The sequence below is a fragment of the Palleronia sp. genome (genome assembly GCF_042089775.1).
In the GTDB taxonomy this organism is placed as follows: Bacteria; Pseudomonadota; Alphaproteobacteria; order Rhodobacterales; family Rhodobacteraceae; genus Palleronia.
This window is the reverse complement of record NZ_JBELKF010000007.1, coordinates 1-19,131: the sequence shown is the minus strand read 5'-3', so window position 1 is coordinate 19,131 and position 19,131 is coordinate 1. Positions and strand designations below refer to the sequence as shown.

Here is a 19,131-nt window from a genome sequence, read left to right as displayed (position 1 = left end):
TCAGATCGCGCGGTCGCCGGTCGCCTCGCGCCAATGGACGCGGCAGAGGGAGACGTAGCTTTCGTTGCCGCCGATCTGCACCTGGTCGCCTTCAGTCAGCACGTGGCCATCAGGACCCTGCCGCACGACCATGGCCGCCTTCTTTCCGCAATGGCAGATGGTGCGCACCTCGCGCATCTCGTCGGCCCAGGCCAGTAGTGCGGCCGAGCCGGGGAACAGGTTGCCCTGGAAGTCGACGCGCAGACCGTAGCACATCACGGGCACGTTCAGGTCGTCGACCGCGCGTGCGAGTTGCCAGACCTGGCTCTGGGCCAGGAACTGCGCCTCGTCCACGAAGACGCAGGCGATATCGGCCGCCGCGCGCCACGCCGCGATGCGCGCGAAAAGATCGTCTGCGGGGCCATAAGTCTCGGCCGGGGCAGAGATGCCGATCCGGCTGCCGATCCGTCCCGCTCCGGCGCGCGCGTCCATGCCTGCGGTCAGCAGGCGCGTCTCCATCCCGCGTTCGTTGTAGTTGTAGGACGCCTGAAGCAGCAGGGTCGATTTGCCCGCGTTCATCGTCGAATAGTGGAAGTAGAGCTTGGCCATGCGCGCCGGGTTAGCCCGGCGGTGCATGGTGCTCAAGCCTCAGGAGGCGTCGAAGAGGTCCTCGGCAACGTCCCCGGGCAGGGAGTCGCGGATCTTCTGCATGATGCCGCTGCCCAGCTTGCCCTTCAGCAGGCGGAAGACGGCGCGGGCGGCGGTTTCGGGGTCGGGATCGTGGGCATCCGCCAGGTGCTTGCCCAATTCCTCGGCATATTGCGCGGTCGAGCGCGTCTTGACCGGCGTATCGTCGGGGCGCCAGTTCTCATAGTAGATCCCGCGTATCAGATGGGGCAACTGCGCGCCAAGGGCGGCGGCATCCTCCACGATCAGGCGGTCGCGCAGCGTGTGAAGGCCGGCCCGCAGCGTGTGGTAGGCGTGCTGATGGTTAAGCCCAAGGTCCTGGCCCAGCGTGTTCAGCCAGTTGTTGGTCTCGTTCACGGTGTCGTCGATCATCGAAAGACCGAGGTCGGACATCGGACAGTCTCCTTTCACTCGTACGGTTGGTGAAGGAAACGAGACTGCCCGTGCTCCGTTCCGATCAGCCTTGCAGCGCCCGCACGACGATCTCGCCGTTCTGACGGGCCCGCATGGCCAGCGCGGCCGCGTGGGCGCCCGCGAGCGTGGTGTAGTAGGGGATCTTGTCCGTCAGCGCGACGGACCGGATCGAGCGGCTGTCCTCGACCGCCTGCGCACCCTCGGTGGTGTTCATCACCAGGTCGACGCCACCATCCTTCAGGATGTCCACGATCGTGCGCCCGCCCTCATAGACCTTGTGCACCTTTTCCGAAGCAATACCGGCCTCTTTCAGGAAGCGGTGCGTGCCGTCGGTCGCAAGGATCGACAGGCCCAGCTCGGTCACCAGCCGCGCCGTTTCGAGCAGAAGGTCCGCCTTGTCCGAGTCGCGCACCGAGAGGAAGACGGTGCCCTCGGTCGGCAACTCCACCCCCGCGCCCATCTGCGCCTTGAGGAAGGCGGTGGCGAAGTCGCGGTCCCAGCCCATGACCTCGCCGGTCGAGCGCATCTCGGGGCCGAGCAGCGTGTCGACGCCGGGGAAACGGGCAAAGGGCAGCACGGATTCCTTGACGCTGAACCAGGGCATGTTCGGGTCGGCCAGCGTCATCGGATCGGCGAGCGGGATCGTGTCGTCCACACTCACGCCTTCGGGATAGGCCTTGCGCATCGGGAAGGTGCTCAGCTTCTCGCCCGCCATCAGCCGCGCGGCGATCGAAGCGATGGCGCTGTCGGTGGCCTTCGCCACGAAAGGCACGGTGCGTGAGGCGCGCGGGTTGACCTCGAGCACGTAGATCTCGCCGTCCTTCACCGCGAACTGCACGTTCATCAGGCCGACGACGCCCAGCTTCAGCGCCATGGCGATCGACTGACGCTCGAGCTCGTCGACGATGTCGCGGGGCAGGGTGTGCGGCGGCAGCGAGCAGGCGCTGTCGCCCGAATGGACGCCGGCCTCTTCGATGTGCTCCATGACGCCGGCGACATGGACGCTTTCGCCATCCGACAGGCAATCGACATCCACCTCGGTCGCACCCGACAGGTAGCTGTCCAGCAGCACCGGGTTCTTGCCGGACACGTCCACCGCGTCGCGGATGTAGCGGCGCAGGTGATCCTCGTCGCGCACAATCTCCATCGCGCGCCCGCCCAGAACGTAGGAGGGGCGGATGACCAGCGGGTAGCCAACCTCGCGCGCCATCTCGATCGCCTGCGCGTCCGAACGGGCAAGGCCGTTCTTCGGTTGCTTCAGCCCCAGCTCGTTCAGCATCTGCTGGAACCGCTCGCGATCTTCGGCAAGGTCGATCTTGTCGGGCTGCGTGCCCAGGATCGGGATGCCCGCGGCCTCGAGGTCGTTGGCCAGCTTCAGCGGCGTCTGCCCGCCGAACTGGACGATCACGCCGTGGAGGGTGCCGTTCTCCTGCTCGACGCGCAGGATCTCCATCACGTGTTCCAGCGTCAGCGGCTCGAAATAGAGCCGGTCCGACGTGTCGTAATCAGTCGAGACGGTTTCGGGATTGCAGTTGACCATGATGGTCTCGTAGCCCGCGTCGCTCAGGGAATAGCAGGCGTGGACGCAGCAATAGTCGAACTCGATCCCCTGACCGATCCGGTTCGGGCCGCCGCCGAGGATCACGACCTTCTTGCGGTCTGAGGGGCGCGCCTCGTCCTCGACCTCGCCGAAGACGGGGACCTCGTAGGTCGAATACATGTAGGGGGTCTGCGCCTCGAACTCGGCGGCGCAGGTGTCGATCCGTTTGAACACGGCCCGGACGCCAAGGTTCTCTCGCGCGCGGCGGACCTGGCCTTCGTCGCGGCCCGTCAGCTTGGCAAGGCGGGCGTCGGTGAAGCCCATCATCTTCAGCTCGCGCAGGCCGTCCTCGTCCCGCGGCAGGCCGTTCCTGGCGACCTGCGCCTCGGCATCGACGATCTCGTGGATGCGGGCAAGGAACCAGGGGTCGAAATTCGTGACCTCATGGATGTCGTCGATGCTCAGCCCGTGGCGCATGGCCTGGGCCGCCACGCGCAGCCGGTCGGGGGTCTGGCGGGCCAGCGCCTTGGTGATCGCGGCGCGCGACTGGGACGAGGTTTGGTCTTCGCCCAAGCCGGGAATGGTGATCTCGTCAAAGCCGGTCAGCCCGGTTTCCATCGAGGCGAGCGCCTTCTGCACCGATTCGTGGAACGTCCGGCCGATGGCCATGACCTCGCCCACGGATTTCATCGCGGTGGTCAGGTCGGGCTTGGCGCCGGGGAACTTCTCGAACGCGAAGCGTGGAATTTTGGTGACGACATAGTCGATCGACGGCTCGAACGACGCCGGTGTGACCCCGGTGATGTCGTTGTCGAGCTCGTCCAGAGTGTAGCCCACGGCCAGCTTCGCGGCGATTTTGGCGATGGGAAAGCCGGTAGCTTTTGACGCCAGCGCCGACGAGCGCGACACCCGCGGGTTCATCTCGATCACGACCATACGGCCGGAGTCGGGGTCGACGGCCCACTGCACGTTAGAACCGCCGGTTTCCACGCCGATCTCGCGCAGGACGGCAATGCTGGCCGCGCGCATCTGCTGGTATTCCTTGTCGGTCAGCGTCAGCGCGGGCGCCACGGTGATCGAGTCGCCGGTGTGGACGCCCATCGGGTCCACGTTCTCGATGGCGCAGACGATGATCGCGTTGTCCGCGCGGTCGCGGACGACCTCCATCTCATATTCTTTCCAGCCAAGCAGGCTCTCGTCGACGAGGATCTGCGCGACGGGAGAGGCATCCATGCCGGTGCGGCAATAGTGCTCGTACTCTTCGCGATTATAGGCGACGCCGCCGCCGGTGCCGCCGAGCGTGTAGGCCGGACGGATGATCGCCGGCAGGCCGATATCCTCGAGCGCCTCCATCGCCTTCGCGACACCGGCGTTGATGTCATAGCCCCTGGCGGCCTTCGGCGCAGACACGATCGTGGCGCGCGGATTTTCCAGCCCGATCCTCTCCATCGCCTCGCGGAAGAGGCCCCGGTCCTCGGCCATCTCGATGGCTTCGCGGCGGGCGCCGATCATCTCGACGTCATACTTTTCGAGAACGCCCATCTCTTCGAGCTTCAGCGCGGTGTTCAGGCCGGTCTGCCCACCCATCGTCGGCAGAAGCGCGTCGGGCTTTTCCTTCTCGATGATCTTGGCGACGACCTCGGGGGTGATCGGCTCGATATAGGTGGCGTCGGCAAGGCTCGGGTCGGTCATGATCGTCGCGGGGTTCGAGTTGACCAGGATGACCCTGTACCCCTCCTCGCGCAGGGCCTTGCAGGCCTGTGCGCCGGAATAGTCGAACTCGCAGGCTTGCCCGATAATGATGGGACCGGCCCCGATGATCATGATGGACTGGATATCGGTGCGTTTCGGCATGGTCGTCCCTCCGGGCAAATCGCCGGGGGTTATACGGACCGGACGCGCCGGCGCAAGGGCTCAGAACGGGGTGGTCACGTTGGCCGAATAGAACCACGCGCTCATGCCGAGCGCGAATAGTATGTCCCCGGCCAAAGCGTGCATCGCGAAGGCCTCGGGGAAGGATCGCCTGTCGCGATAGCTGTGGGCGAAGGCCAGGCCGCCGGCAAAGGTCAGCGCGGCGACGATCCAGCTCCAGTAGATCATGTGTGCCAGAGAGAAGACCGCGGCGTTCAGGATCAACCCGGCGGGGCCGCCCGGTATAATCGGGCCGTAGCGTTCGAAGAAAAGCGTGCGAAAGATCAGCTCCTGCGGAAGCGCCGACAGAAGCGGGTAGAGCAGCACGATCAACGCCAGGAGCCCCGGTGAGGCGAGCCCCGGCATCATAAAGGCCGAGGGGCGCAACTCGGTAATCAGAACGACCGACGCCCCGGCCGAGATGGCGCCGAGGGCCAGCACCCGAAGCCACGAGACCCGTCCTCGCCAGAGTTGCAGCAGGGAGAATCCGGGGGTCTGCCAGAGCAGCCAGACCGTCACGACGAGCAGTCCGAAGAGGGCCGGGAACAGGACCTCGGCGGGCACGAGTACCGCTGCGCTCACCGGGGCGAGGACGAAGATCGTGACGAATTCAACCCGAAGGCGGGCAGTCGAGGGCGGAGTCATGGCCGCTCATGTGGCACAGCCACACGACGGATCCATGACGCCATGCGGTCAGTTGTAGAGGTAGTCGCGCGTGATGGGCACCGCGTCGTTCGTCCGCGAAAGCTGGAACTGGAAGACCACCTGCTGACCGTGGACGAAGCTCATCTCGGACGCGACGAGGTAGTAGCGCCACATCCGGCAGAACCGCTCGTCGTAAAGGGCGCGCGCCTTCTCGATCCCCGCCTCGAAGCGGTCGGCCCACGCGCGGAGGGTCTTGGCGTAATGCAGCCGCCACACCTCGAGGTCCGAGGTCACAAGGCCCTGCCGCTCGATCGCGGCCGAGGTTTCGGACAAGGCAGGGATGTAGCCGCCGGGGAAGACGTATTTGCGAATGAAGGCCGAGGTGATGCCGGGCGGATTCGTCCGTCCGATCGTATGGATCAGCGCGACTCCGTCCTCCTTGAGCAGCTCGCGGCACTTGCGGAAATACTCGTCGTAATGCGGCTGGCCGACGTGTTCGAACATCCCGACCGAGACGATCCGGTCGAACGGACCCTCCACGTCCCGGTAATCCTGCAGGCGGATGTCGATCTTGTCCTGCAGCCCCTTGGCCTTCACCCGCTCGTTGCCGAGCTTGTGCTGTTCCTCGGAAAGGGTGACGCCCACGACTTCGGCGCCGAACTCTTCGGCTAGGGTAAGCGCCATGCCGCCCCAGCCGCAGCCGATGTCGAGGATGCGCATGCCCGGCTCGATCAAGAGCTTCCTTGCGATGTGCCGCTTCTTGGCAAGCTGCGCATCCTCGAGCGTGATGTTGTCCGAGGGCCAGTAGGCGCAGGAATACTGCCGGTCCCCGTCGAGGAAGATGTCGTAGAGCTCGGCCGACAGGTCATAGTGATGCGCCACGTTCTGCTTTGCCCGGGGCGCGGGATTGAACTGCGACAGCCGGCGCGCGTGCTTTCCGATCCGGACCACGGCGTCCTGGCTCCAGTGGCGATTGCCCTTGCGCATGTTGTCGAGCACCAGGCCCAGGAAGTCGCGCAGCGCCTCGTCCTCGGGCTTGTCGCCGTCGACCAGGATCTCGCCGTTCATGTAGCCCTCGGCCGTGCCGAGGTCGGGGTCCCTGACCACGGCGGCGATGCGGCTGTCGCTCGTGATCCGCGCCTTTACGTGCGGTGCGCCTTCGCCGGTCACCATGACGCGCCCGGACGGAAGCGTCAGCTCGAGCGTCCCGTCCTTCACGATAGATCGCAGAATTCGCTCGAAAAGCTGCTCCCACATGTGACCCGCCCCCTCGTTTATTTTTCCCGGGGGCCAGTCTCTCCCTGCTCACGGGATCGTCAAGACCCGCCTGCGCTTGACTTCACGGCGCGCCCCATGTTCATCGCGCCTGTCGACCCGGACCGAAGGACCCTTCCATGCACGCCTATCGCAGCCACACCTGTGCCGATCTGACGAAAGCCAATGTCGGCGAGACGGTGCGTCTCGCGGGGTGGGTCCATCGCGTCCGCGACCACGGCGGCGTGCTGTTCATCGACCTGCGCGACCATTTCGGCATGACACAGGTGATCTGCGATCCTGACAGCCCGGCCTTCGCCGATGTCGAGAAGGTCCGGTCCGAATGGTGCATCCGCATCGACGGCACCGTGAAGGCCCGCGACGAGAGCCTCATCAACCCGCGCCTGCCCACCGGCGAGATCGAGGTCTATTGCCGCGGGATCGAGACGCTGGGCCGCGCGGGCGAGCTGCCCCTGCCGGTCTTCGGCGAGCCCGACTACCCCGAGGAAACGCGCCTCAAGTACCGGTTCCTCGACCTGCGCCGCGAGACGCTGCACAAGAACATGGTCCTGCGTTCGGACGTGGTGCGCGACCTGCGCGAGCGGATGTGGGGGCAGGGCTTCAACGAGTACCAGACGCCGATCCTGACGGCCTCGTCCCCCGAGGGCGCGCGCGACTTCCTCGTGCCGTCGCGCCTGCATCCGGGCAAGTTCTACGCGCTGCCGCAGGCGCCGCAGCAGTTCAAGCAGCTCATCATGGTGTCGGGCTTCGACAAGTATTTCCAGATCGCGCCCTGCTTCCGCGACGAGGACCCGCGCGCCGACCGCTCGCCCACCGATTTCTACCAGCTCGACCTCGAGATGTCCTTCGTCGAGCAAGAGGACGTTTTCGCCACGATCGAGCCCGTCATGCGCGGCTGCTTCGAGAAGTTCGGCGGCGGCCGCACCGTCGACCAAGCCTTCCCGCGCATCCCCTACGCCGAGTCGATGCTGAAGTACGGCACCGACAAGCCCGACCTCAGGAACCCGATCGAGATGCAGGTCGTGTCCGAGCATTTCGCGGGCTCGGGCTTCGCGATCTTCGCAAGCCTGCTCGAGAAGGACGGCACCGAGATCCGCGCCATTCCCGCCCCCAAGGGCGGCAGCCGCAAGTTCTGCGATCGCATGAACAAGTTCGCGCAGGAGCAGGGCCTGCCCGGCATGGGCTACATCTTCTGGCGCGATGGAGAGGACGGGCTTGAGGCCGCCGGTCCGCTGGCCAAGAACATCGGCCCCGAGCGGACCGAGGCGATCCGGAAGCAGCTGTCGCTCGGCAAGGGCGACGCGGCCTTCTTCCTCGGCGGCAAGGCGTCGGACTTCGAAGGCGTCGCCGGCCGCGCCCGCACCGTCATCGGTGACGAGCTGGAGCTGACCGAAAAGGACCGCTTCGCCTTCTGCTGGATCGTCGATTTCCCGATGTACGAGAAGGACGACGAGGGCGGGATCGACTTCTCGCACAACCCCTTCTCGATGCCGCAGGGCGGGATCGAGGCGCTGGAGGGCGACCCTCTCGAGGTCAAAGGCTTCCAGTACGACCTGGCCTGCAACGGCTATGAGCTGGTATCGGGCGCGATCCGGAACCACCGCCCCGAAATCATGTTCAAGGCGTTCGAGATCGCGGGCTATGACGAAGCCGAGGTCCGCAATCGCTTCGGCGGAATGGTCAATGCGTTCCAGTACGGCGCCCCGCCGCATGGTGGTTGCGCCGCCGGGATCGATCGGATGGTGATGCTGCTCGCGGACGAGCAGAATATCCGGCAGGTCATCATGTTCCCGATGAACCAGCAGGCGCAGGACCTGATGATGGGTGCCCCGTCCGAGCCGACGCCCGCGCAGATGCGCGAACTTGGGCTCCGGGTCCTCCCCAAGGAGTGACCCGGTTCAGCCGGTGACGGGCGGCTACCGAACGGCTCCGGATGCCGCGGTCAGCACGCCCTGTAGATCTTGCGAGCGGTCGCCCGGCGCGCGAGGACCGTGACTTCTGGCATCATTGGTTCCGCGCTGCGCTAGATCCATGAGGCAGTCTGCGGCGAGCAAGGCGCAGGTCTCCTTGGGTGCCGTCGCGAACTCGCGGCAGCCGCGGGCCTTCGGGCACGACCTTGCCAGTGCAGCCGGTCCGATCTGACGTGGACTGGCAATACAAAAGTGAACCGGTCCTCGTCCAAGGGACCAGCGCGTTGCCCGTGATTCGTTGAGTGTAGGGCTCGCGCCAGATGTTTAGGCGTTGCGCCAGCCGCTGTTCGGCATCATCGGCTTCAACCGTCGCCAAGTCGGCTCTTGGCCGGGCTGCTCCGAAAAAGGTTGAGCCTGACCTGGCCGAAGAGGGACCGCACCGCCGCTTTCGCCGCGTCTCAGGACCCGACGCTAAACAGATCGCGCATGATTCCGGCGAGAGGATGGTCCCGATCCCCGTGCTTCCAACGACAACGCGCGCAGGTTCGAGCGTGGGCCACGAAACCTGAGAGCGACAGGAAAGCGGCAGCCTCGACATCTTCAGAGGTCACACTCAACTAGGTGGCCAGAGATCGGGTGACCACCTCGGCGCTGCCGAACCTGTGCTTCCACCTAACCGTTGTGCTTGCCCAGGACGTGGACCTTGGCACGACAAGTTTCGACAGCCTTCACGTGCATTCGTGAGGCGTCGGCCTCAGATCGCGACGATGTTGCCCGACATTCGCGTCCGCACCACGCCCGCAAGGGCCGAGACTGCGGGTATCTGGGGCCTTCCATCCTCAAGCGCAGAGGACAGCTCGGACGCGCACTCGGCCATCTCGGCGTCGCCGATTGAGCGACCGAGCCCGTAGGCGAAGGCGGCCACGTAGGCCAGCGTCGCGGGAGCGGCGCTGTAGTCGAGCAGATCCTCGACGTGGGCCAGATCGTCGTGCAGGGCGGCCTCGTCCGGTTCGACCCTCTCGTCGTGCATGATCCGCGGGCCTTGTGGCAGAGCCTCGGCCGGAAGGTGGTGAAGGATCGCCGTTTGGAATGCCGCGACCGAGCCGAAGGGCTTGGCGAGGAACTCGTCCGCTCCCGCATCGAGCGCCGAGTCGCCCAGCGTCGGATCACCTGACACCGCGATCACCACGCCAAGCCGCGGCACCTCTCGCGACAGCCGCCCGATCAGGTCCAGCCCCGATCCGTCCGGCAAGCCAAGATCGACGATCACGGCGCTTGGCCGGTACGAAGTCAGGTGGCGCTCGGCAGAGCGCACGCTGTCGGCGCGCCGCACTCGCGCGCCGCCTCGCAGGCACATCAGCCGCATCGTCTCGCCGGCATGGCGGCTGTCCTCGATCACCAGAATGGTCTGACCGAGCAGCGGCCGCTGCGCCGTGCCGCGGCGGTTTAAATTGATCTTGGGCGCGTCATCCATAACCGGCTCCCTCGTTGCACGCAAAGAAGTGACACAAGGAAGCTTAACAGCACTTTAACCGAAGCGCACGGTGCGGTTGCCGCGAGGCGGTGCGCGGCGTATGCACCGCTGCGCAACCGGGAGTCTCTCATGATCGGACGACTGAACCACGTGGCCATCGCGGTCCCCGACCTCGACGCCGCCGCCGCACAGTACCGCGACACGCTTGGCGCGGAGGTCGGCGCGCCGCAGGACGAGCCCGCGCACGGCGTCACCGTCGTCTTCATCACCCTGCCGAATACCAAGATCGAACTGCTCTATCCGCTGGGGGACAATTCGCCGATCCGCGGGTTTCTCGACAAGAACCCGGCCGGTGGAATCCACCACATCTGCTACGAGGTCGCCGACATCCGTGCCGCGCGCGATAAGCTGAAGGCCGACGGCGCGCGCGTCCTGGGCGACGGCGAGCCGAAGATCGGGGCGCATGGCAAGCCCGTGCTGTTCCTGCATCCGAAGGACTTCAACGGCTGTCTAATCGAACTCGAGGAGGTCTGACATGGGCCCCACTTCCGCCATCGTCCTCTACGCCGTCGTCTGGTTCATGGTGTTCTTCGTCATCCTGCCGATCGGGCTGAGAACCCAGGGCGACGAGGGCGAGGTCCTGCAGGGCACCCATGCGGGCAGTCCGGCGCACTTCCCGCTGAAGCGCAAGCTGATCCAGACGACGATCTGGGGCACGCTGATCTGGGCGCTGATCGCGGGGGTGATCCTGTCGGGCCGGATTACCGTCGAGGATTTCGACTGGTTCGACCGTCTGACTCCGCCGGTTTTGGAAGCCGATGATACAGGTGCGTGAAGCTGGCGGCGCCCAGTAGCGGGACCAGCAGGTTCACGATCGGCACGGTCAGCGGCACGGCCATCACGCAGCCCGCTGCCCAGATGCGCAAGGGATGGCGCCGGCGCAGCGCGGCCGCGCCCTCGCGCCCCAGCCGCCGCGCCGCGATCAGCTGGAAATATTCGCGGCCCAGCAGAAATCCGTTCAGCGCGTAGAAGATGAACGGCGCGAGCGGCGCCAGCGCAATGTAGGCCACCAGCGCCACCAGGTTCGCCAGGATCAGCACGCCGAGGAAGCCGGCCCCGTCCCGGATCGACTCGGTCAGCGACAGCCGGGGCGCGGGCGACAGGCGCGGGTAGTGCTTCGCCTCGACCGCGTCGGTCACGTCGTCGAGGAAGAACGACGTGAAGGCCGAGGCAACCGGCACCATCAGGAACACCGACAGGACCAGCAGCCCGAGGACCGAGGCCCCCGAGGCGATGTCGTCGAGCCAGCCGACCTCGCCGATCCAGGGCAGGGCGACGGTGTCGGGCAGCAGCCAGTTCACGCCCCAGATAAACAGCGCGCCGAAGGCGATCAGCAGTCCGACCGTCAGCGCCAACCCCGTCCACAGAACGCGCTGGAACGCCGGGTCGCCGAGCTGGGCGACCGCCTTCGCGACGTCGGACAGGAACTTCACGCGGCGACCCAGGCGACCTTGGCGGACAGATCGGGGCGGGGACGCTCGGGCGGGGCATTCGTCTCGGTCCCGATGTGGATGATGCCCGCGACCAGCTCGAGCGGGCCGAGGCCCAGCCCCTCGCGGGCAAAGATCTCATCATGCGAGGCCCAACCGGTCAGCCAGTTCGCGCCCCAGCCGCTGGCAAGCGCGGCGTTGAGCAGTTGCAGGCAGACCGCCCCGGCGGACAGGACCTGCTCGACATGCGGTACCTTTGCGCTTTCGACGGGCGAGCAGATGACCGCGATGGCGAGGCTGGCGTCTGCGTATTGCGAGCGCTGCTTGTCGATCTCTTCAGGCGCACGGCCCAGCCGCTCGCCGCAGGGTCCGACAAGCTCGGCCAGCCGCATCAGCGCGGTGCGCTCCAGCACGATCAGCCGCCACGGTTCGAGCTTGCCGTGGTCAGGCGCGCGCAGCGCAGCCGTCAGGATGGGCTCGAGCGCGTCGCGGTCGGGCACCGGGTCGGTCAGCGTCTTGTGCGGACGCGAGCGGCGGGACAGCAGGAAATCGAGGGCGGCTTGATCGGGTTCAGGCATGGGCACTCCGGCAAGATTCGCCCCTCATTTCGACGCGGATCGCCGGGCGGTCAACGGTCGGGGCGACATTTGGCGCCGAATTCCGGTAGGGCAGGGGTATGACCGATCTCAGCCATCTTGCCCGGGCCGGCGCCACGCTCACCCTGCGGGTGACCCCGAATGCCCGCACCGCGGCGATCCGCGCCGAGGGCGACACGATCCACGTCCGCGTCACCGTCCCGCCCGAGAAGGGCAAGGCCAATGCCGCGGTGCTCAAGGCGCTGTCAAAGGCGCTCGGCGTGCCGAGAACCCGGCTCGAGATCGCGTCGGGCGCCACGGGCCGCAACAAGACCCTCCGGGTCCTGTGATCAGCGCCGCTTGGGGCGGTGCAGCGTGTAAGCCCCCTCGGGCAGGTCCAGCGCGGCGGCCAGGTCCGAGACCTGCGCGAAGGACAGGGTGATCCGCTGCGTCTGCTCGGTGCGCGGATCAAGCTGCTCGACCGTCACGCAATCTTCGAAGGCGTTGATGGTCACGTCCTCCTGCCGGTAACCCGCGGGATCGTCGACCAGCGTGATAACGGTCGCGTCGAATTCGTGCTCGATGGTGAACATGCGCGTTCTCCTGTCGCCTGAGCAATCGACCCTCTCGCGGAACGATCCCGGGTGCAATGGGTGGCCGAGGCCCGCGCGGGCCTTATGCTATGGCGAACACGGACCCCGGAGCGACCCTCATGCGCGCATTCGCCTTCTCGATCCTCGTGGCGCTGACCGCCGCGGCCTGCACCCCGACGCTGACGCCGGTGCCACGGCCCGTTCCCGCGGCCCCGCCACCATCCTCCGCGCCCGGACCGCGGGCGGCCATTCCGCCCGAGGCTCTGCCGCTGGTCGAGGTGGTCAACCGCGTGATGCCCGTCGCCGTCAGCGCATGCCGCAGCCGCGGCACCCGGCAGCGCTGCGATTTCCTCGTCGCGCTCGACGACTCGCGGGATGTCGAGCCGAACGCCTTCCAGACCCTCTCCCCCGACGGCCGCCCGGTGATCGGCTTCACCCTTCCCCTCGTCCAGCAGACCCGCAACGAGGACGAACTGGCCTTCATCCTGGCCCACGAGGCCGCGCACCACATCGCGGGGCATATCGCGCGGGGGCAGAACTCGGCGCGGATCGGGGCCGACCTGATCGGCGGCCTCGTTGCGGCAAGCGGTGGCGGCGAGGTCGCCATTCGCGAGGCGCAGGGCTTGGGAGCCTTTCTCGGCGCGCGCCGCTATGCGCAGGATTTCGAACTCGAGGCCGACTCGCTTGGTGCGCTGATCGCGCAGCGGGCGGGCTATGATCCCCAGCGCGGCGTGATGTTCTTCCAGAACGCTCCCGATCCCGGCAGCACGTTCCTTGGGACCCACCCGCCGAACGCCGCCCGCATCGAGGTGGTGCGTCGGACCATTGCGGGATCGTGAGCCCTGCCGGGCACGCACGGCTTGCGTCACGTGCCCGCGGGCCTTATAGGCGCCCGGTGGCCCTTGGGGCTGCGAATCCGTGAAACGCCGTGTTTGCCCGCTCCCGTCGCTTGGGGGGCATTTCCGGCAAGATAGGAGAGCGACATGAAACTGCACGAACTGCGCGACAACGACGGCGCGGCGAAGAAGGCCAAGCGTATCGGCCGCGGTCCGGGCTCTGGCAAGGGCAAGACCGCCGGCCGGGGTATCAAGGGCCAGAAGTCCCGCTCGGGCGTGGCGATCAAGGGCTACGAGGGCGGCCAGATGCCGCTCTACCAGCGTCTGCCGAAGCGCGGCTTCAACAACATCAACCGCAAGAGCTACGCGGTCGTGAACCTGGGCCTGATCCAGAAGTTCATCGACGCCGGCAAGCTCGGCGAAGAGATCACCGAGACCGAGCTGCTTGATTCGGGCCTCGTGCGCCGCAAGCGTGACGGCATCCGTCTGCTGGCCAAGGGCGAGCTGACGACGGCCGCCCGCATCACCGTTTCGGGTGCCTCGCAGGGCGCCATCGACGCGGTCGAAAAGGCCGGCGGTTCGGTTACCGTCACCGGCGGAACCCGCCCGGGTGAAGGCGAAGACGCCGCCTGAGGCGATACAGCCCGAGGTAGTCAATTGACGGCGCGCTCCTTTCAGGGGCGCGCCGTTCTCTTTTCGTAGTGTCCGTATTTCGTGTTGGCGAAGATCATACGGCGCGCCAGAATCTCCTCTGGCCGCATCTTGCTGACGCGGGCGATGAACCTTTGAAGGTAGCCGGCGAGGTATTTTGAGGCCGTTCCCCTGAAACGCCGCGTGAAGTTTTTTTAGCGGGAATAAAGGCTGTTGATGTTCTGGATGTATTGCGCGGCGGAAGCAGCCTTCTGGCCGGGCTTGGTCTTGATGATGAAGTGCTCGGTCCCGCACGACTGCACGCAGGCAGCGTAGCGCGCGAGCCCGTCGGTGCAGAGCGCGGCATCTCGCGCGATGATCGGCGACAGCGTCATTTGGATCGTGCCCTTTGAGCGCCCAGAGATGCGTCGGAAGCGTCGGCTGCCGCTTCGATCCGCCACCGTGAGGATCGGCAACTGCCAGCGAGACAGACCGCGCATCATCGGGATGTCCTTCTTGCCATACTCATACCAGCGCCGCCGCGGGGGCTTGGAGCTCGGGTTTCGCAGGTGCCGAACCCATTCCCGCGATCCCTTGCGTGACTCTCGCTGGCGGCTTCGACGATCCCTCCGAAGCTGTCGGATGATGCGCCGGCCAGCGCACCCAAGATGATCATCCGCCACCGCCAGACCGAGTGTTTGTTCAGCCCCAAGCTCCGCGCCAACCCGCGACCGGGCGATGGCCTGTGCCGGCGTGAGATCGTCCAGATCCTCGATCTGTCGCCGAAACTCGTGTGAATTCATAGTGCCCCGCGTTCCGCCATTCAGGGGCAACATTGGCCGCTTCTGCCTAGCCGAAGCTTGGCGACACGAAAAACGGACACTGCTTTTCTTTTTGTCTTGTCCCCGACGTGTCGGTCCCGCCACACGCGGCGATTCAACGACGGCGGCGCATATACGGTGGATGCGGGCGGCGTTAGATCTGATTTCGCCTTGGGGGGCATATTGAGGGACAAGAGATGAAAACAACAATCATGATTTCCGCGGCCGCCATGATGGCCGCCGGCGTCGCCCATGCAGGTGGCGTCGCCCCGACGGTGTCCGAGCCGCAACCGCAGATGCGGCCGGTTCTCGTGGCAGAGCCGGACTGGACCGGCCCCTATGCCGGTGTCGCGCTCGGCTATGGCGATGTCGACGCCGAGGTCTTTGAACCTCTCGATATCGACGCTGGCGGTGCTCTGGGCGGCGGTTTCGCCGGCTATCAGTACGACTTCGGCGATTTCGTCCTGGGTGCCGAGCTCGACGGCAACATCGCCAACATGGATGTCGATCTCGACGATGTTTCCGATCTCGCGTCGGATTTCGGTGAGGACGATCTGGCCGACGCCATCGACGACATCGAAATCGGCGTGGACGCCCTGCACCGCGTGAAGCTTCGCGCCGGTTACGACGCGGGCCGCGCGCTGGTCTACGGTGTGGCAGGTGCTGCTTATGCCAATCTGAACGTCGAAGCCGATTTCGCGGATGTCGACGAGGATTACGACGACTGGGGCTACGTTATCGGCGCCGGCAGCGAAGTGCGCGTCACCGACAGCGTGACGCTCGGTGCGGAGGTCCTCTACCACAAGTTCGACGACCTGATCGACGCCGACACGCTGGGCGCCGACGATGGTCTCGAGGCCGAGATCGTGACCGTCCAGGCCCGGTTGGCCTATCGCTTCTGATCCTTCGGACGTGTGAGCGAACGGATCGGGCGGCCAATCGGCCGCCCGGTCTCGTTTTCGCTCCGGCTCAGCGCTGCTTCGGGCCTGCCATACGGGGCCCAAGGGTGGTTGCGCTGTCGTTCCCGCGCCTTTACATCGGCGTGGATCATCCAGGCCGGGCGCGATCGCATCGGCCCATTGTGACTTCGAAAGGCCCCCCATGGCATCAGCAGCGGAACAGATGGCCGCGAACATGAGCTGGTCCGCCTTCGGCAAGGCGACCGAGCTTCGCGCCCGCATCCTCTTCACGCTCGGGCTTCTCTGCGTGTATCGCCTCGGCACCTACATCCCGGTGCCCGGAATCGACGGCAACGCGCTCAGAGATTTCATCGAGCAGGCGAGCGCGGGCCTTGGCGGCATCCTCAACATGTTCACCGGCGGCGCAATTGGCCGGATGGGGATCTTCGCCCTCGGCATCATGCCGTACATCTCGGCCTCGATCATCGTGCAGCTCATGACGGCGATGGTCCCCCAACTCGAGCAGCTGAAGAAAGAGGGCGACGCCGGCCGCAAGAAGATCAACCAGTACACGCGCTACGGCACCGTCTTCCTCGCGACGTTCCAGGCTTACGGCCTGGCCGTGTCGCTCGAGGCTGGCGGCCTGGCCCACGATCCGGGCTGGTTCTTCCGCATCGCCTGCGTGATCACCCTCGTCGGCGGGACCATGTTCCTGATGTGGCTGGGCGAGCAGATCACCCAGCGCGGCATCGGCAACGGCATCTCGCTCATCATCTTCGTCGGCATCATCGCCGAGGTTCCGGCCGCGCTGGCGCAGTTCTTCGCCTCCGGTCGCTCAGGCGCCATCAGCCCCGCGCTGATCATCGGCATCCTTCTGATGATCGTCGCCGTGATCGCCTTCGTGGTGTTCATGGAGCGCAGCTTGCGCAAGATCCACATCCAGTATCCGCGCCGCCAGGTGGGGATGAAGGTCTATGACGGCGGTTCATCCCACCTGCCGATCAAGGTGAACCCGGCGGGCGTCATCCCGGCGATCTTCGCCTCGTCGCTTCTGCTTCTGCCGACCACGCTCGCCACGTTCTCGGGCAGCGAGTCGGGCCCGGTGCTGTCGACGATCCTGGCCTATTTCGGGCCCGGACAGCCGCTCTACCTGCTGTTCTTCGGCGCGATGATCGTCTTCTTCACCTACTTCTACACCGCCAACGTCGCCTTCAAATCCGAGGACGTGGCCGACAACCTGAAGAACCAGAACGGCTTCATCCCCGGCATCCGTCCCGGCAAGCGCACCGAGGAATACCTCGACTACGTGGTCGCGCGGATCCTGGTGCTCGGCTCGGCCTACCTCACGGCCGTCTGTCTTCTGCCCGAGATCATTCGCAATCAGGCCGCCATTCCCTTCTATTTCGGTGGCACAAGCGTCTTGATCGTGGTCTCTGTCACGATGGACACGATCCAGCAGGTTCAAAGCCACATGCTGGCCCATCAGTACGAAGGGCTGATCGAGAAATCGCAGCTGCGCGGCAAGAAGCGCGGCCGCAAAGGCTCCGGTAAAGGAGCCGCAAGGGGAGGGGCGCGTCGGTGACGATCAACATCATTCTTCTGGGACCGCCGGGTGCCGGCAAGGGAACGCAGGCTCGGCGGCTCGAGGAAGAGCGGGGCATGAGCCAGCTGTCCACGGGCGACATGCTTCGCGCTGCCCGCAGCTCGGGCACCGAGATGGGCAAGCGCGTGGCCGAGGTCATGGACCGCGGCGAGCTGGTCACCGACGAGATCGTCATCGGCCTGATCGAGGAACGGCTCGACGCGGATGGCACGGCCGGCTTCATCTTCGACGGCTTCCCCCGCACGCTGGCGCAGGCCGACGCGCTGGCGGCACTGCTCGAGAAGAAGGGCGAAAGCCTGGATGCCGTGATTGAGATGCAGGTGGATGACGACGCGCTGATCCAGCGCATTACCGCCCGCTCGACCTGCGCCAATTGCGGTGAGGTCTATAACGACCAGACCAAGCCGATCCCCGAGGACGGCAAGTGCGCGAATTGCGGCTCGACCGAGTTTACTCGCCGGGCCGACGACAACGAGGAAAGCCTCAAGCAGCGGCTTCTCGAGTACTACAAGAAGACCTCGCCGCTGATCGGCTACTATCACGCCAAGGGCCAGCTGACCCGCGTGGATGGCCTGGGCGAGATCGACGCCGTGGCGGCCGAGATCAAGAAGGTTCTCGACGCCTGATCTCTTGCCGAACGGCTGCGCCACCCGCGGCCGTTCGGCAATGCCCCGCCGATCGCCGCGCGACCCGGTTCCCAGGTTGCGCTGCCGGACATACCCTCGGTCCCATAAAAAGAAGCAGACCGAGGCAGATCCATGACTTTCGCAACCTTGACCTTCACGGTCGGCGCCGGTGGCGCGCTGTTCCTTGTCGGCGGCATCCTCACCCTCCGCGCATTGCGCCGGGCCGAGGATCGCGACGGCTGACGCCGCCCTCTTGCGCGCCGCAGGCTCCGCTCATACTTCACGGGCTCCGCAGGCAGCGGCAGGGGCTGCCCTTGACGTTCTGCCGAATCCCGACTAAGGCGCACCATCCTAAGAGAATTGGATGACGCGGGGCAAATCGTGCCTCGTCGAACCGCGACCGAAAATGACCTGAGCCCGCGGCGCTCCGCTTCGGGCTTACGTTGTGAAAAAAGGGCCTGGGGTTACGGGCTCGCAACGAAGAGGAAAAGTATACCTTGGCACGTATCGCAGGGGTCAACATCCCCACCGCCAAGCGCGTTCCCGTCGCGCTTACCTACGTCACCGGCATCGGGCCGTCCTCGGCCAGGCAGATCTGCGAAGCCGTGGGCATCGAGCCGTCGCGCCGCGTCAACGAGCTGACGGACGCCGAAGTCCTGAAGCTGCGTGAGCACGTCGACGAGAACTACACCGTCGAGGGTGACCTGCGCCGCGAGACGCAGATGAACATCAAGCGCCTGATGGATCTGGGGGCCTACCGTGGCCTGCGCCATCGCCGCAATCTCCCCGTGCGCGGTCAGCGCACCCACACCAACGCACGCACGCGCAAGGGCCCCGCGAAGGCCATCGCCGGCAAGAAGAAGTAAGGGGAGGCTGTATCAATGGCACGTGATCGTCGCGCTACCGCGAAGAAGAAGGTCTCCAAGAACATCGCCGCCGGCGTTGCTCATGTGAACTCTTCGTTCAACAACACCAAGATCCTGATTTCCGACGTGCAGGGCAACGCCATTTCGTGGTCGTCCGCCGGTACGATGGGCTTCAAGGGCTCGCGCAAATCGACCCCCTACGCCGCCCAGATGGCCGCTGAAGACGCGGGCAAGAAGGCGCAGGAACACGGTGTCCGCACCATCGAGGTCGAAGTTCAGGGTCCCGGTTCAGGCCGTGAATCCGCGCTGCGCGCCCTGGCTGCCGTCGGCTTCAACATCACGTCGATCCGCGACGTG

The 19,131-nt window shown here is 65.9% G+C and carries 22 protein-coding genes; 12 read left to right on the top strand and 10 right to left on the bottom strand.

What is annotated here, in order from left to right:
• The 5 genes from ACFDS3_RS03385 to ACFDS3_RS03365 form a co-directional block, all read right to left on the bottom strand.
• Window positions 1-588 (bottom strand): thymidine kinase, encoded by a 588-nt coding sequence (locus ACFDS3_RS03385; protein ID WP_375260980.1) that lies wholly within the window; start codon window positions 586-588, stop codon window positions 1-3.
• A gap of 39 nt (window positions 589-627) precedes the next feature.
• Complete coding sequence (locus ACFDS3_RS03380; protein ID WP_375260930.1) at window positions 628-1,059, bottom strand: DUF2267 domain-containing protein; 432 nt, start codon at window positions 1,057-1,059, stop codon at window positions 628-630.
• A gap of 64 nt (window positions 1,060-1,123) precedes the next feature.
• Window positions 1,124-4,474 (bottom strand): carbamoyl-phosphate synthase large subunit, encoded by a 3,351-nt coding sequence (gene carB / locus ACFDS3_RS03375; protein ID WP_375260929.1) that lies wholly within the window; start codon window positions 4,472-4,474, stop codon window positions 1,124-1,126.
• A 60-nt stretch (window positions 4,475-4,534) separates the two neighbouring features.
• Entirely contained in the window at window positions 4,535-5,176 is a 642-nt protein-coding gene (locus ACFDS3_RS03370; RefSeq protein ID WP_375260928.1) for a type II CAAX prenyl endopeptidase Rce1 family protein, read from the bottom strand.
• Window positions 5,177-5,224: 48 nt separating this feature from the next.
• The gene (locus tag ACFDS3_RS03365) at window positions 5,225-6,433 is read right to left on the bottom strand and encodes a class I SAM-dependent methyltransferase (protein ID WP_375260927.1); all 1,209 of its coding nucleotides are present in this window, start codon (window positions 6,431-6,433) and stop codon (window positions 5,225-5,227) included.
• Window positions 6,434-6,570: 137 nt separating this feature from the next.
• Here ACFDS3_RS03365 and aspS point away from each other — a divergent pair, with 137 nt between their 5' ends.
• The gene (gene aspS / locus ACFDS3_RS03360; protein WP_375260926.1) at window positions 6,571-8,343 is read left to right on the top strand and encodes an aspartate--tRNA ligase; all 1,773 of its coding nucleotides are present in this window, start codon (window positions 6,571-6,573) and stop codon (window positions 8,341-8,343) included.
• A 772-nt stretch (window positions 8,344-9,115) separates the two neighbouring features.
• Here the strand turns inward: aspS and ACFDS3_RS03355 are convergent.
• Window positions 9,116-9,835 carry a response regulator gene (locus ACFDS3_RS03355; RefSeq protein ID WP_375260925.1) on the bottom strand — a complete coding sequence of 240 codons (720 nt, stop codon included), beginning with the start codon at window positions 9,833-9,835 and terminating at the stop codon, window positions 9,116-9,118.
• 129 nt (window positions 9,836-9,964) lie between these two features.
• On the opposite strand from ACFDS3_RS03355, the gene mce reads away from it, so the two are divergent.
• The gene (gene mce, locus ACFDS3_RS03350) at window positions 9,965-10,369 is read left to right on the top strand and encodes a methylmalonyl-CoA epimerase (RefSeq protein WP_375260924.1); all 405 of its coding nucleotides are present in this window, start codon (window positions 9,965-9,967) and stop codon (window positions 10,367-10,369) included.
• A 1-nt stretch (window position 10,370) separates the two neighbouring features.
• A complete protein-coding gene (locus ACFDS3_RS03345; RefSeq protein ID WP_375260923.1) occupies window positions 10,371-10,670 on the top strand; it encodes a DUF1467 family protein in 300 nt (99 codons plus the stop codon).
• Here the strand turns inward: ACFDS3_RS03345 and ACFDS3_RS03340 are convergent.
• Both ACFDS3_RS03340 and ACFDS3_RS03335 read right to left on the bottom strand, forming a co-directional pair.
• Window positions 10,597-11,328 carry an EI24 domain-containing protein gene (locus tag ACFDS3_RS03340; protein WP_375260922.1) on the bottom strand — a complete coding sequence of 244 codons (732 nt, stop codon included), beginning with the start codon at window positions 11,326-11,328 and terminating at the stop codon, window positions 10,597-10,599. The genes ACFDS3_RS03345 and ACFDS3_RS03340 overlap by 74 nt on opposite strands.
• Complete coding sequence (locus ACFDS3_RS03335; protein ID WP_375260921.1) at window positions 11,325-11,903, bottom strand: nitroreductase; 579 nt, start codon at window positions 11,901-11,903, stop codon at window positions 11,325-11,327. Before ACFDS3_RS03335 ends, ACFDS3_RS03340 begins: the two co-directional genes overlap by 4 nt.
• 98 nt (window positions 11,904-12,001) lie before the next feature.
• Here ACFDS3_RS03335 and ACFDS3_RS03330 point away from each other — a divergent pair, with 98 nt between their 5' ends.
• Window positions 12,002-12,250, top strand: a complete 249-nt coding sequence (locus ACFDS3_RS03330; RefSeq protein ID WP_375260920.1) for a DUF167 domain-containing protein — start codon at window positions 12,002-12,004, stop codon at window positions 12,248-12,250.
• On the opposite strand, the gene ACFDS3_RS03325 is transcribed toward ACFDS3_RS03330, so the two are convergent.
• Window positions 12,251-12,493 (bottom strand): hypothetical protein, encoded by a 243-nt coding sequence (locus tag ACFDS3_RS03325; RefSeq protein ID WP_375260919.1) that lies wholly within the window; start codon window positions 12,491-12,493, stop codon window positions 12,251-12,253.
• Between the two features lie 119 nt (window positions 12,494-12,612).
• Here ACFDS3_RS03325 and ACFDS3_RS03320 point away from each other — a divergent pair, with 119 nt between their 5' ends.
• Complete coding sequence (locus ACFDS3_RS03320) at window positions 12,613-13,332, top strand: M48 family metallopeptidase (protein WP_375260918.1); 720 nt, start codon at window positions 12,613-12,615, stop codon at window positions 13,330-13,332.
• 144 nt (window positions 13,333-13,476) lie between these two features.
• Window positions 13,477-13,962 carry a 50S ribosomal protein L15 gene (gene rplO / locus ACFDS3_RS03315; RefSeq protein ID WP_375260917.1) on the top strand — a complete coding sequence of 162 codons (486 nt, stop codon included), beginning with the start codon at window positions 13,477-13,479 and terminating at the stop codon, window positions 13,960-13,962.
• A gap of 212 nt (window positions 13,963-14,174) precedes the next feature.
• On the opposite strand, the gene ACFDS3_RS03310 is transcribed toward rplO, so the two are convergent.
• Window positions 14,175-14,462 (bottom strand): hypothetical protein, encoded by a 288-nt coding sequence (locus ACFDS3_RS03310; RefSeq protein ID WP_375260916.1) that lies wholly within the window; start codon window positions 14,460-14,462, stop codon window positions 14,175-14,177.
• A gap of 165 nt (window positions 14,463-14,627) precedes the next feature.
• Here ACFDS3_RS03310 and ACFDS3_RS03305 point away from each other — a divergent pair, with 165 nt between their 5' ends.
• From ACFDS3_RS03305 to rpsK, 6 genes are all read left to right on the top strand, one after another.
• Complete coding sequence (locus ACFDS3_RS03305) at window positions 14,628-14,756, top strand: hypothetical protein (RefSeq protein WP_375260915.1); 129 nt, start codon at window positions 14,628-14,630, stop codon at window positions 14,754-14,756.
• Window positions 14,757-14,977: 221 nt separating this feature from the next.
• Window positions 14,978-15,682: an outer membrane protein gene (locus ACFDS3_RS03300; protein ID WP_375260914.1), complete on the top strand. Its 705-nt coding sequence runs from the start codon at window positions 14,978-14,980 to the stop codon at window positions 15,680-15,682.
• A gap of 199 nt (window positions 15,683-15,881) precedes the next feature.
• Window positions 15,882-17,261, top strand: coding sequence for a preprotein translocase subunit SecY (gene secY / locus ACFDS3_RS03295; protein ID WP_375260913.1), 1,380 nt, complete (start codon window positions 15,882-15,884; stop codon window positions 17,259-17,261).
• Window positions 17,262-17,263: 2 nt separating this feature from the next.
• A complete protein-coding gene (locus ACFDS3_RS03290) occupies window positions 17,264-17,908 on the top strand; it encodes an adenylate kinase (RefSeq protein WP_375260979.1) in 645 nt (214 codons plus the stop codon).
• Window positions 17,909-18,405: 497 nt separating this feature from the next.
• Window positions 18,406-18,774: a 30S ribosomal protein S13 gene (gene rpsM, locus ACFDS3_RS03285; protein ID WP_375260912.1), complete on the top strand. Its 369-nt coding sequence runs from the start codon at window positions 18,406-18,408 to the stop codon at window positions 18,772-18,774.
• A gap of 15 nt (window positions 18,775-18,789) precedes the next feature.
• Window positions 18,790-19,131: 30S ribosomal protein S11 (gene rpsK, locus ACFDS3_RS03280; RefSeq protein ID WP_375260911.1), on the top strand; the 342-nt coding region annotated here is incomplete at its 3' end.

What these genes read in the sequence shown, in the direction of transcription:
- ACFDS3_RS03325 (WP_375260919.1), bottom strand. Translation starts at nt 12,493, where the DNA reads ATGTTCACCATCGAGCACGAATTCGACGCGACCGTTATCACGCTGGTC.
- ACFDS3_RS03385 (WP_375260980.1), bottom strand. Translation starts at nt 588, where the DNA reads ATGGCCAAGCTCTACTTCCACTATTCGACGATGAACGCGGGCAAATCG.
- carB (WP_375260929.1), bottom strand. Translation starts at nt 4,474, where the DNA reads ATGCCGAAACGCACCGATATCCAGTCCATCATGATCATCGGGGCCGGT.
- ACFDS3_RS03300 (WP_375260914.1), top strand. Translation starts at nt 14,978, where the DNA reads ATGAAAACAACAATCATGATTTCCGCGGCCGCCATGATGGCCGCCGGC.
- ACFDS3_RS03370 (WP_375260928.1), bottom strand. Translation starts at nt 5,176, where the DNA reads ATGACTCCGCCCTCGACTGCCCGCCTTCGGGTTGAATTCGTCACGATC.
- ACFDS3_RS03365 (WP_375260927.1), bottom strand. Translation starts at nt 6,433, where the DNA reads ATGTGGGAGCAGCTTTTCGAGCGAATTCTGCGATCTATCGTGAAGGAC.
- ACFDS3_RS03335 (WP_375260921.1), bottom strand. Translation starts at nt 11,903, where the DNA reads ATGCCTGAACCCGATCAAGCCGCCCTCGATTTCCTGCTGTCCCGCCGC.
- ACFDS3_RS03380 (WP_375260930.1), bottom strand. Translation starts at nt 1,059, where the DNA reads ATGTCCGACCTCGGTCTTTCGATGATCGACGACACCGTGAACGAGACC.
- secY (WP_375260913.1), top strand. Translation starts at nt 15,882, where the DNA reads ATGGCATCAGCAGCGGAACAGATGGCCGCGAACATGAGCTGGTCCGCC.
- ACFDS3_RS03305 (WP_375260915.1), top strand. Translation starts at nt 14,628, where the DNA reads ATGATCATCCGCCACCGCCAGACCGAGTGTTTGTTCAGCCCCAAGCTC.
- aspS (WP_375260926.1), top strand. Translation starts at nt 6,571, where the DNA reads ATGCACGCCTATCGCAGCCACACCTGTGCCGATCTGACGAAAGCCAAT.
- mce (WP_375260924.1), top strand. Translation starts at nt 9,965, where the DNA reads ATGATCGGACGACTGAACCACGTGGCCATCGCGGTCCCCGACCTCGAC.
- rplO (WP_375260917.1), top strand. Translation starts at nt 13,477, where the DNA reads ATGAAACTGCACGAACTGCGCGACAACGACGGCGCGGCGAAGAAGGCC.
- ACFDS3_RS03330 (WP_375260920.1), top strand. Translation starts at nt 12,002, where the DNA reads ATGACCGATCTCAGCCATCTTGCCCGGGCCGGCGCCACGCTCACCCTG.
- ACFDS3_RS03310 (WP_375260916.1), bottom strand. Translation starts at nt 14,462, where the DNA reads ATGATGCGCGGTCTGTCTCGCTGGCAGTTGCCGATCCTCACGGTGGCG.
- ACFDS3_RS03320 (WP_375260918.1), top strand. Translation starts at nt 12,613, where the DNA reads ATGCGCGCATTCGCCTTCTCGATCCTCGTGGCGCTGACCGCCGCGGCC.
- ACFDS3_RS03355 (WP_375260925.1), bottom strand. Translation starts at nt 9,835, where the DNA reads ATGGATGACGCGCCCAAGATCAATTTAAACCGCCGCGGCACGGCGCAG.
- ACFDS3_RS03345 (WP_375260923.1), top strand. Translation starts at nt 10,371, where the DNA reads ATGGGCCCCACTTCCGCCATCGTCCTCTACGCCGTCGTCTGGTTCATG.